The 11,202-nt window shown below is 62.3% G+C and carries 11 protein-coding genes; 4 read left to right on the top strand and 7 right to left on the bottom strand.

What is annotated here, in order from left to right; genetic code table 11:
* Positions 1–186: 186 nt before the first annotated feature.
* Complete coding sequence (locus ACODR8_RS10345; RefSeq protein WP_489007140.1) at positions 187–1,458, bottom strand: outer membrane beta-barrel protein; 1,272 nt, start codon at positions 1,456–1,458, stop codon at positions 187–189.
* Between the two features lie 180 nt (positions 1,459–1,638).
* Between ACODR8_RS10345 and ACODR8_RS10340 the strand changes: the two genes are divergently transcribed.
* Positions 1,639–2,874, top strand: a complete 1,236-nt coding sequence (locus ACODR8_RS10340) for a right-handed parallel beta-helix repeat-containing protein (RefSeq protein WP_489007139.1) — start codon at positions 1,639–1,641, stop codon at positions 2,872–2,874.
* A 779-nt stretch (positions 2,875–3,653) separates the two neighbouring features.
* Here ACODR8_RS10340 and pgeF read toward each other — a convergent pair.
* Positions 3,654–4,415: a peptidoglycan editing factor PgeF gene (gene pgeF, locus ACODR8_RS10335; protein WP_489007158.1), complete on the bottom strand. Its 762-nt coding sequence runs from the start codon at positions 4,413–4,415 to the stop codon at positions 3,654–3,656.
* 156 nt (positions 4,416–4,571) lie between these two features.
* Between pgeF and ACODR8_RS10330 the strand changes: the two genes are divergently transcribed.
* Entirely contained in the window at positions 4,572–6,152 is a 1,581-nt protein-coding gene (locus ACODR8_RS10330) for an amino acid permease (RefSeq protein WP_294138034.1), read from the top strand.
* A gap of 63 nt (positions 6,153–6,215) precedes the next feature.
* Here the strand turns inward: ACODR8_RS10330 and ACODR8_RS10325 are convergent, their stop codons facing one another.
* Positions 6,216–7,484, bottom strand: a complete 1,269-nt coding sequence (locus ACODR8_RS10325) for a multidrug effflux MFS transporter (protein WP_489007138.1) — start codon at positions 7,482–7,484, stop codon at positions 6,216–6,218.
* 232 nt (positions 7,485–7,716) lie between these two features.
* On the opposite strand from ACODR8_RS10325, the gene ACODR8_RS10320 reads away from it, so the two are divergent.
* Positions 7,717–8,013 carry an SEL1-like repeat protein gene (locus ACODR8_RS10320; RefSeq protein ID WP_294138036.1) on the top strand — a complete coding sequence of 99 codons (297 nt, stop codon included), beginning with the start codon at positions 7,717–7,719 and terminating at the stop codon, positions 8,011–8,013.
* Here ACODR8_RS10320 and ACODR8_RS10315 read toward each other — a convergent pair.
* The 4 genes from ACODR8_RS10315 to ACODR8_RS10300 form a co-directional block, all read right to left on the bottom strand.
* Positions 8,010–9,143, bottom strand: coding sequence for a GNAT family N-acetyltransferase (locus ACODR8_RS10315; RefSeq protein ID WP_489007137.1), 1,134 nt, complete (start codon positions 9,141–9,143; stop codon positions 8,010–8,012). The genes ACODR8_RS10320 and ACODR8_RS10315 overlap by 4 nt on opposite strands.
* A 107-nt stretch (positions 9,144–9,250) precedes the next feature.
* Positions 9,251–9,715 carry a RidA family protein gene (locus ACODR8_RS10310; RefSeq protein WP_489007136.1) on the bottom strand — a complete coding sequence of 155 codons (465 nt, stop codon included), beginning with the start codon at positions 9,713–9,715 and terminating at the stop codon, positions 9,251–9,253.
* Positions 9,712–10,368: an HAD family hydrolase gene (locus tag ACODR8_RS10305; protein WP_489007135.1), complete on the bottom strand. Its 657-nt coding sequence runs from the start codon at positions 10,366–10,368 to the stop codon at positions 9,712–9,714. The genes ACODR8_RS10310 and ACODR8_RS10305 overlap by 4 nt, the downstream gene beginning before the upstream one ends.
* Complete coding sequence (locus ACODR8_RS10300; RefSeq protein ID WP_217672919.1) at positions 10,365–10,652, bottom strand: DUF3572 domain-containing protein; 288 nt, start codon at positions 10,650–10,652, stop codon at positions 10,365–10,367. Before ACODR8_RS10300 ends, ACODR8_RS10305 begins: the two co-directional genes overlap by 4 nt.
* Positions 10,653–10,724: 72 nt before the next feature.
* Between ACODR8_RS10300 and ACODR8_RS10295 the strand changes: the two genes are divergently transcribed.
* Positions 10,725–11,087 (top strand): response regulator, encoded by a 363-nt coding sequence (locus ACODR8_RS10295; protein ID WP_294138040.1) that lies wholly within the window; start codon positions 10,725–10,727, stop codon positions 11,085–11,087.
* Positions 11,088–11,202 lie beyond the last annotated feature (115 nt).

Here is an 11,202-nt window from a genome sequence, read left to right as displayed (position 1 = left end):
TTTCCAGAACTTTGGGAATCCCCCTTCGATTCAGTACAATCCCATCACGCTCTAGAGCAGTTTCGGAACGGGCGGGATGACCTGCTGGAGCGCGCGACCGGCAGCCGGATAGACGCAGCGGGGCGAGAAGCCCCATGCCGCTTTAAGCAGGGCAGATACACGCAGGCCACCATGTGGTGGCGTCGTTTACAGCGTGATGACGACGCCCATGCTGAACCAGACGCCATCGAAGCTGTCGACCGGCGAGTTGGTGTCGCGGCCATTATAGGAAAGCCGCGACGTGACGGACCATCGGCGGTTCAGGCGATAGCGCGCGAGCAGGTTGCCGCCATATTCCGTCGCATTGCCGGTGGTCACGCCGACGGGATTATAATGGACCGCATTCGCGCTGGCCGTAAACAGCAAGGCGGGCGTGGGCATATAGTCGACAGTCACCGTGCCGCGCGTGAACTGATCACCGGCCACGAGCGGAGAGGCGGTTTCCTGTATATCGCGCAGGCCATTGACCCGGACCGTCAGATATTCGGTCGGATTCCATAGCAGGTTGATATTATAGGACAGGCTGCTGACATCACGGAGCTGCGGAATCTGCTTGCGATAATTGCGCGTGAGATAGCCGATCGTCGCAACACCATATAAACGCTGGCTTATGTTAAAGCCCAGGCCGACTTCACCCTTGACGCGATAGGAATTGCGGTCGGGTGCCAGGCCCGATGGAAAGCCGGTGTCGCCCGGCCCTACGTCATAATAGAAGCGGTCATAATCGACCTGCCCGACGAGGTTGATCCCCTCGCGCAGGCGATAGCCGAGCTGGGCATTGCCGCCCAGTTGCGTATAGTCGCGAAAATCCTGGTCGATGACGGTGCCGGTGCGGCTCCTGGCATCGGCGAAATCGACCCGCCTTCCGTGGACGCCAAAGCGATAGCTGAACCGGCCAGCGGAAAATGCATAGGCCAGTTCGCCGTCGAAACGCCCATGATGGACGGGCGATCGCGACAGCGTGACATTGTTGCGCCCCGTGCGCTGATCCACTTCGCGCTGGGCGGATGCTTCGAACAGGATGTTGTTACTGTCGACCGCGCCCCAGCGGTTTCGCGTCAGGACGCCGAATTCCGAAAAATTCTCATCCTTTGAATCGAAATGAAAGCGATTGGCGTTGAACAGCTGGACCACATGGTTCGATTGCTGGCTGTTGCGGGCAATCGTGACGCGGGGCGCCACGGTCACATATGCGTCGCCCCTGCGGTCTGCGTCCGATGCCACGACATTGTCGGTGCCGGTCAGGTCGTATGTCAGGGCAGGATAAACAAATACGCTGCCGATCCGGCCGCCAATAGGCTTGAATTCGTCAGGGACACGCGCCGCGACACCGACATCGTCGGGAATTTGTTGCGCATGACCCGTTACGGGGATGGACGTGACCGCGGCTGTCGCCACGATCCAGAAGTAATGTTTCAATTGAAACCCCCAAGCGGCCTGACGTATCATGGTCACCGGTCTCTATACACCAGAGTCGATGCCTGTAAATCTCCGGTTAACCATCAAAATGCAGGGCGCGTGCATCATCGCACTTTCTGTGCAACATGCGGCTGGCCCTGGCAGGCACTGCGCGCTGTTTGGCAATCGAAGAGGGAAGCGATGAACCATTTTGCGATTGCAGGGATCGTCCTGACCGCTGTCACCGGCCTTTACGTCGCATCGGCCAACGATCCCAACGTCGTGGGCGAGCGCGCGCTTGCCACGCAGCAGGATATCGCGGATTTGCGCATGGATACGGACGTCCTGCCGGCATTGCCGCCTGCCGGGCTGGATGCGGCGGTGTTCGGAAAGGCAAAGCCGCTGCGCTTTGTCTGGGTATCGGCTGACGCGCCGGCAGAGGCGGGTGACGGCAGCCGCGACCATCCCTTTGCCCGGATCGGCGATGCGGTGATGATCGCCCGGCCCGGCACGGCCATCATGGTGAAGGCGGGCACCTATCATGAAAATGTCCTTTTCCCCAAGAAGGTGAACGGCACGCCCGATGCGCCGATCTGGCTGGTGTCGGCTGATGGCCCGCAGGCGGCCCGCATCGTGGCACCGCGCGAAGGCAAATGGGCGGCGATCGGGGGCGGGGGGACCGAAAATGTCCTGGTGCAGGGCTTCCATGTGACCGGGGGCCATAATGGCATTCAGTTCAGTCAGAATGGCTATGATTACCACGACACCGTCAACAATATCGCGGTCTATGGCAATGTCATCGACAACCCGATGGAAGACGGCGTGAAGATCAATGGCGGCAGCAATGTCATCGTCGCCGACAACGTCATCACCAATTGCTATGACGAAGGCATCGACCTGCTGGGCATCACCAATGGCCGGATTTCCCGCAACAGCGTGTCGAAGGTGGAATCGCGGACCGGGGCGATATCGGTCAAGGGTGGCAGCGATCAGATCCTGATCGACGGGAATATGATCAGCGATATCATGTCCGATGGCGTGCTGGTGGGTGGCTGGACCAGCCCGCGCATGGCGTCGCGCCCCGGCTATGAAGGGTTCGAGGCGCGCAATGTCCGCGTGACTGGCAATGTGGTCGAGCGCGTGGGCAAGCGCGCGGTCAACATCATGGCGGCCCAGCGCATCGAAATTAGCGGCAATTATCTGGATGTTTCGCAGGGCTATGGCGCGGTGATAGAGCTTGGCCGCAATCATCCCCGTGCGGCGACGGCCCTTTATTCGTCGGATGTCGCGATTTCCGACAATCAGTTCAGCCGGAATGGGGGCAAGCTGCGCTCCATGCAGGGGACGGGGGCGATCCGCTTCCTGAACAACCGGGGCGGGGGGCGACCCGCCATTTCCGCCGGGCCGCGTCCTCAGGCGCTGCCCTTTCCCGGCTGACGGCGAGTGCGAAGCGCGCCGTCATCTGGGCATCTGTCGTCTGCCCTGCGTCGGCCGGGCCGTTAACTCTGCCTGACAGGCCATATCGCCGCATTTCTGATGCTCTTTCCTGCCCTGATCGCATTTTTTCGATCCGTTCTGGTATGATGCAGGTCCAGCATGGCTGTGCGTTAGATAATCACCTTTTTTCAGCAGAATAGCTGTGCGCATCGCTGCATCGGCATAGCAGATGCGCGGCGCAGCGCGGCGATATACCGCCTCTCTGCATGGAAACTTTATGCAAAAAAACCGTTGCATAGCTGTACGGGAAAAAAACCTATGCTAAGGATAAAAGAAAACCATAATTTGGAGAGGTCGTATGTTGAATTCTATGCCGCGCAGATATGCGTCCCGTTTTTTGATCACTGCGAGTGTTTCGGCCGCGCTTTGGATCGGAATTGGCACGATAATATTTACTGGTTTGCAGTAAAACTGCCAAATATCAAATATTTGGGCTTCTGCTCACGGACAAGTCGGTGAGGTTTGCGCTATTGCGCGATCTGCCGGGATGTTGGTCTACGCCTATACCGGTCGCATGCTTGCATAATACTGCAAGTGCGAACAGGATCGCGTCGAGATTTTAACGCCGGCCATGTTCGGTAACGTTGAAATAATATTGCAAGACCGCGACGCAATTTGTTGCAAAACTGCTTATCACGGGCGCTATCGGGCAATTGCACTTCTACGATGCGCCAGGTGGCAGCGTCGCGCGAAGGGGCGAACAACCCGCCCCACCACCATCACACGCCCAGGCCAATCATCGAAACCTGCCGCCCATAATCCGCCTCGCCGCGATGGCAGGACCGGCGATAGCTGAAAAAGCGATCCGGCTGGCTATAGGTATCCTCGTCCAGTAAATCGATCCGTCCAACCCCCGCCGCTGCCAGTCGCGACGCGACATAGGCGGCAATGTCGAACTGCACATGGCCCAGACGGCCCGCGGTGAAGAAGCGCGCATTATCCGCATCGTCCCGCTCGAACCGCTCGGCAAAATCCAGCGTCACTTCATAGGAAGCCCGCCCGATACAGGGGCCGATCGCACAAGCCATGCGGTCGCGCTGCGCACCCAGCGCCTCCATTGCCACAATCGTCCGATCGGTCACTCCGCCAATCGCACCCTTCCACCCCGCATGCGCCGCACCGACCACGCCCGCCACCGTGTCGGCAAACAGCACCGGCACGCAGTCGGCGGTCAATATCCCCAGCAACAGCCCCGGCCGATCCGTCACCATCGCGTCGGCGGCAGGGCGCTCGGCATCCGCTATTGCGCTGCCGACCGTCACGACATCGGGCGAGTGGACCTGATGCACCGTCACCAGCTGTGCGCCGGGCATCACTGCGTCGCGCGCCAATTCCCGGTTGCGCAACACCGCAGCGCGATCATCCTGCGACCCCAGGCCGACATTCAGACCGGCATATATGCCCACCGACACCCCGCCGCGCCGCCCGGCAAAACCATGGGGTACATCATGCAGGCCGGGTGCTGTCAGCAGGTCGATCATCATGGCTCCTTATGCCTTTACCATTGGATGGTCATGTCGCGGTGACGCAACATACTTGCGCGCGCGCGATTAGGCGATAGTCTCCGCTCCCATAGCAAAAGGGGGCGGGTGATCCGACCGCTGGGGCAAGACATCGCAAGATAAAGGGTTCCATTCATGATATTCGGGCGCGTAAAATCTCTCGACGCCATATTGGCGACGGCAGAGAAGAAATCGCTGCATCGCTCGCTGGGCGCATTCCAGCTCACCATGCTTGGCATTGGGGCCGTCATCGGCACCGGCATTTTCGTGCTGACCGCCGAAGCTGCGCAAAAGGCGGGGCCGGGCATGATGCTCGCCTTCGTCATCGCGGGGTTCGTCTGCGCCGTGGCGGCGCTCTGCTATGCCGAAATGGCGGCGATGGTGCCGGTGTCCGGCTCCGCTTACACCTATAGCTATGCGGTGATGGGCGAACTGATCGCCTGGATGGTCGGATGGGCCTTGATATTGGAATATGCCGTCGCGGCGGGCGCGGTATCGGTCGGCTGGTCCGGCTATGTCGTCGGCCTGATTGAACATACATTCCATCTCGACATTCCCGATCTGCTGACGCGGGGGCCGTTTGATGGCGGCATGGTCAACCTGCCCGCGATGCTGATCGCCGGTCTGGTCACCTGGCTGCTGGTGATCGGCACCAAGGAAAGCGCGTCGGTCAATGCCGTACTGGTGCTGATCAAGGTCGCGGCGCTCACCCTGTTCATCGTGCTGGCTTTGCCGGTCATGAATATGGAGAAATTCACCCCCTTCGCCCCGCTCGGTTTTTCGGGCATTTCCGCAGCCGCCGCCTCCATCTTCTTCGCCTATGTTGGCTTTGACGCGGTTTCGACCGCGGCTGAAGAAACCAAGAACCCACAGCGCAACATGCCGATCGGCCTGATCGGTTCGCTTGGCATCTGCACCATCTTCTACATGCTCGTGGCTGCCGGCGTCATCGGCACCGTGGGCGCGCAGCCGGTCACGGCAGGCGGCATCCCGATTGCGGAAGGCGGCATTGCTCTGGCCCCCGGTTCGACCGCGCTGTCGCAACAATGCGCCGCGCTGGCTGCTGCTGGCACCGAAGCTGTCACCTGCTCGAAGGAAGCGCTGGCCTGGACCCTGCGTGAAATCGGCTGGCCCCAGATCGGCAATCTGCTCGGCCTGGCTGCCGGTCTCGCTCTGCCTTCGGTCATCCTGATGATGATGTTCGGCCAGACCCGCATCTTCTTCGTCATGAGCCGCGACGGCCTGTTGCCAGCGGTATTCTCGAAGGTGCATCCGACCTTCAAGACGCCCTATGTCATCACCATCCTGACCGGCATCTTCGTGGCGTTGTTCGCGGCCTTCTTCCCGGTCGGCATATTGGCGGACATTTCCAACTCCGGCACGCTGTTCGCCTTCGCTGCGGTCTCGATCGCGGTGCTGGTGCTGCGTCGCACCGATCCGACGCGCAAGCGCCCCTTCCGCACCCCGGCAATCATGCTGACCGCGCCGATCGCGATCCTGGGCTGCATGTATCTGTTCTGGAGCCTGGGCGTCGAAACCAAGCTGATGTTCGTGGGCTGGGCTGCGGTCGGCCTGATCGTCTATTTCGCCTATAGCCGCAGCCGCAGCCATGTCGGGCGCGGTGTGAGCGATGTGCCGGAACTGGATGCGGGCATCCCGCCCCAGCCAGTCCCGCCGCTGCCGGGCGCGCATACGCCGGGCGGGCAGGACGCCTGATCAAGCACAACGCCTGATCGAAAATAAAACGGGGCGGGTAACACCGCCCCGTTTTTTATGACCCTAATGCATGACCTCAAACTCGATGTCGCGCAGGTCGCGATTATTGGGCCGTGTGAACAGCTTGCCCCGTTCCGCCCAGATCAAGATCAGGAAACTGAGCGATCCGCACACCAGCAGTCCCATGGTCAGCGGCAGGGTGGAGCCGTTGAAGGCGCGGCCAATGATGCTGCCCAATGTGGCGGACAGGGCGGTGGTCAGGAACGCCTGAAAGGATGACGCGACGCCCGCGCCTTTGGAGAAAGGCTCCATCGAGATCGCGCTGAAATTGGAGGCGGTGAAGGCGACGGTGATCATCGTCATCGATTGCAGGAGCATGAAGGTGACGATCGTTTCCCGGCCGGACAGGATCACGGCCATATGGACGATGGCGATCAGGATGAAAGCGACCAGCGCCCCCTGGCTCAGCCGTCGCGCGCCAAAGCGCGACACCAGCCGGCTGTTGACCAGGCTGCCAATCCCCATGCACCCGGCGATCACGGCGAAGGCGATCGGGAAAAGATGCTCGGCATCGAAAATGTCGAAGAAAATCTGCTGCACCGACAGGATGAAGCCGACCAGCCCGCCCATGACCACCCCGCTCGCCAGCATATAGCCGATCGAGCTGCGCGTTCGCATGATCATGCCGACGGTGTGAAGCAGCCCGCCGACCGTGATTCGCATCCGGTTTTCCGGCCGCAAGGTTTCGGGCAGCCGCACGACCATCCATAGCAGGACCAGCGTTGCCGATATCGCCAGCGCCCAGAAGATCCAGCGCCACGGCGCGATCCACAGGATCGCCTGCCCGAAACTGGGGGCCACCACCGGGATCAGCATGAATACCGCAAAGATTAGCGACATGACCCGCGCCATCGCATCGCCGCGGAAGCGGTCGCGGATGATACCGACGGTAATGACGCGGCTGGCACCGGAAAAAAAGCCGGCGCAGACGCGGCCGATCAGCATCATGGGAAAGCTTTGCGCCGCTGCGCAGGCCATGGACGACAGGATGAACAGCACCATCGCCCAGCCCAGCACGCGCTTGCGACCATAGCGATCGGACAGGACGCCAAACAGCAGTGATCCGACGCCCAGCCCCAGAAAATAGACGCTGATGATCAGCTGCCGGTCATTGGGCTGTGCGACCGCCAGATCGCGGCCGATGGCGGGCAAAGCGGGCAGCATCGGGTCGATCGACAATGCGTTCATCGCCATCAGGCAGGCGCATAGCAGCACGAATTCGCGGAACTGGATGTCCTTGCCTACAGGCGCGGAAGGGGGAGTTTGGGCCATGCGTGCGGCTATGGGGATTATGACGCGCCGATGCCAGTCCTTATCTGCCACTGTTCATCGCACGCTCCGACGCGCGTTAACCTTGCCTGCCCCCGAAATAGCGCGCATTCGGCCTGTTATGCGGCCGATGCCGTTAACCATTTTTTAGCAGCTGCCGGTCCAACCTGCTCTTCGTGGAAAAAGAACAAGGGTTGTCGTCCATTGGGTTAGCGTTGGAAAAGGGAACAGGGTCATGGGCAACAGTATCAAGAGTGCGCAATTTCTAGCCGATAGCCGTATGGCGCGGGCAGCCGGCGGATCGGCAGAGGCCTGTTTCGATCTGGGCGTCGCCTTCAGCTGCGGCACCGGCGACATGCCGATCGACCTGATCGAGGCGCATAAATGGTTCAATCTGGCGGCCCTTGGCGGTAGTGAAGAGGGCCAGGCGATGCGCGCCGAAATTGCCGAGGAAATGACTGCCCGCGAAATCGCCGAGGCCCAGCGTCAGGCCCGCGCATGGATCGCCCTCACCCAGGTGCGCGCCGCCTAATCGGCCTTCCTGAACGGCGTCCGTTCGGCCAGCCATTGCCGGTCCTGCTGCACGCCTGCCCGCTCTGCGGCCAGGAAATCGGCCACCGCGCGCCGAAAACCCGGATCGGGAATATAATGCGCGGAAAAGGTCGGTTCGGGGGCATAGCCTCGCGCCAGCTTGTGTCCGCCCTGCGCCCCTGCCTCCACGCGAGCAAGGCCGCGCGCGATCGCGACGTCGATCGCCTGATAATAGCATAATTCGAAATGGAGGTTCGGCACCTCCTCATTACAGCCCCAATAGCGGCCATAAAGTGTATCGCCGCCGATCAGGTTGAGCGCGCCTGCAATCGCTTGGCCCTGGCGCAGCGCCAGCATCAGCAGCACCCGGTCGGCCATCGTCTCGCCCAGCAGTGAGAAGAAGGACCGCGTCAGATAGGGCGTCCCCCATTTGCGCGCGCCGGTATCCTGATAGAAATCCCAGAATATGTCCCAATGCGCCTCGGTCAGGTCCTGGCCGGTCAGGTGGACGATCTCCAGCCCTTCCACCGCCCGCGCCCGTTCCTTGCGGATATTCTTGCGCTTGGCGCTCGACAGGTCGGCCAGAAAATCGTCGAAACAGCCATAGCCGCGATTGGACCAGTGAAACTGGCTGTCCTCGCGGATCAGCCAACCCGCCGCCTCGAAATGCGCAATCTGATCCGGCGCCACAAAGGTCGCATGGGCCGACGACAGGCTGTTGCGTTCCACCACCGTCTCGATCCCCGCGATCAGTGCCGGGGCCAGCCCCTTGTCGCGCAGCAGCAGCCGGGGACCGGGCACGGGAGAGAAGGGCGCGGCGATCTGGATCTTGGGATAATAGCGCCTTCCCGTCCTGTGCCAGGCATCGGCCCAGCCATGGTCGAACACATATTCGCCCTGGCTGTGGCTCTTGGCATAGAGCGGCGCGGCGGCGGCGATGCGTCCATCCGCTCCGTCGATCAGCAGCGGCAGCGGCTGCCAGCCCGTCCCTTCGCCCACGCTGCCCGACCGTTCGAGCGCGCTCAGGAAATCCCAGCTGACAAAGGGATTGTCGGCCCCCGCGCAGGCATCCCACTGGTCGCGCGGCAGGTCAGCCACCCCCGCGGCGATGCGCGCCACCACATCGCTCATCGGCGCGCCTTCAGGCGTTGGGGGCGGGCGGCATGGGTCACAGCCCGGAAAATTGGGTCGCGCCCGCCGTTACGCAAGGGGCCAGCGCGACCGCAAAATCCCGCCGCTCAGCCAGCGGACCGGACAAGTACGATGGCGTCGATTTCCACCACCGCGCCCAGCGGCAGCACGGGGACACCCACCGCGCTGCGGGCGTGCTTGCCTGCCTCGCCAAATATTTCGACCATCAGTTCGGACGCGCCGTTGGCGACCTTGGGCTGGTCGGTGAAGGAGGGCGCGCTGGCGATGAAGGCGCCCAGCTTTACGACGCGCTCGACCCGGTCGAGGCTGCCGAGCGCCGCCTTCATCTGCGCGATCAGGTTGAGGCCGCAGATGCGCGCGGCGGCCACGCCATAATCCAGTTCCCTGTCCTCGCCCAGACGCCCGGTCATCAGCCCGTCGGGGGCCAGCGAAATCTGCCCGGAAATATGCAGCAGGTCACCGGCCTGCACGCTCGACACATAGGCGGCGACCGGGGCGGCGGCCTGGGGCAGGGTGATGCCGAGTTCGGCAAGGCGGGCGTCGATGCTCATGATAAGGCTCCATCTGTTGGAAGTGTCTCGGTCGGTGCCGGCCCGGCGGCCAGCTTTTCCATGATCCAGCGTTCGGCCGCCGCCCAGTCGTCGATACGCGCATGGGCATGGCGAGCGGCGGGCACCGTTGCGGCAATTTCCGGCTCGCCGACCATATGCAGCCGCCATACGCCGGGCGCTTGGCGCGCGACCGACGCATGATGTTCGGCCAGATCGTCGATGAACAGCGCCGCGCCCGGATCATGCGCGGCGACGATCGCGGCCAGCGGCTCGCCCTTCGGCCCGTGATTCCAGTGGACCGGAAAGTTGAGGCCAAACGCCGCCAGCTGCTCGACCCGCAACTGGTGGTGGCGTTCGCCAATATTGGTCAGCACGACGATGTCGGCGATCTGCGCCAGCCGCCCCAGCGCTGCGACCGCCCCCGCAATCGGCGTCTGCCGGTGCATTTCGGTATCGAAAAATTCCACCAGCAATGCCCATACCCGGTCGCGCTCGACGACCAGGCCGCTATCCTTGTGCCGCAGCGCTTCGGCAAAGCCGCGATCATGCATGTTGAAATGCACATCATGCGTCTCGTCCAGCCAGGCGCGGAACGGCACGACCATGTGCAACAGCACCTCGTCGCAATCGGTGATGATCAACGGGCGGCTCATCGGCTCAAACTCTCCTGCGCGGCGATCAATATGTCGGGGCGCGTGTCGATCGCCTCGGCGCAGGCGATCAGGTCCGGCTCATGATCGGCCAGAAAGGCCAGCACCGCGCTCAATATCGCCGGATTGTCGATCCCCGCGCGCAGCGCGTCGCTGTCGAGGCCCGTCAGCGCCAGCAGCCGGTCGGCCCGCTGCCCGTCGGCCAATATCCAGCCCAGCGCCATCAGCGCCAGCGTCGCTGGGTCCGCGCCGCTATCTTGCTTGCCATTATGGGTGTCGGGTCGCATGATCGGCTCTCGGCGGGGGGGCGGCCAGGAAGTGGCGCGCTTCATGGGCTGCTTGGAAATTATGGGTGACTGGTGGCAAAGCGCGTGCTTGTTGTCGAGGACAACGAACTTAATCTGAAACTTTTTTGCGATTTGTTGCGGGCCCATGGCCATGAGGTGTTGCCGATGCGCGACGGGCGCGACGTGCTGGTGCAGGCGCGCGACTTTCTGCCCGACCTTGTGATCACCGACATCCACCTGCCCCATGTCAGCGGGCTGGACCTCATCATTTCCCTGAAAGCCGATGATCGCCTGTCTGCCGTGCCGATCATGGCGGTCACCGCCTATGCCGGGAAGGGCGACGAGGACCGTATTCGCGCCGCGGGCGCGCAGGCCTATGTGTCCAAACCCATTTCCGTGCTGCGCTTTGTCGAACAGGTGAACAGCCTGCTGTAACAGCCCTGTCATACGCCTTTCATCACCCTGACCCGGTCCCGCCGTCCGCTTGTCATCCCATGCTGGCACTGCGCCACGGCCACAGGGGCGCGGCGCTCTGCCGACGGCCCGGAAA

This window comes from Sphingobium sp. FG58, from assembly GCF_057809055.1.
This window is presented reverse-complemented; position numbering and strand designations above follow the sequence as displayed.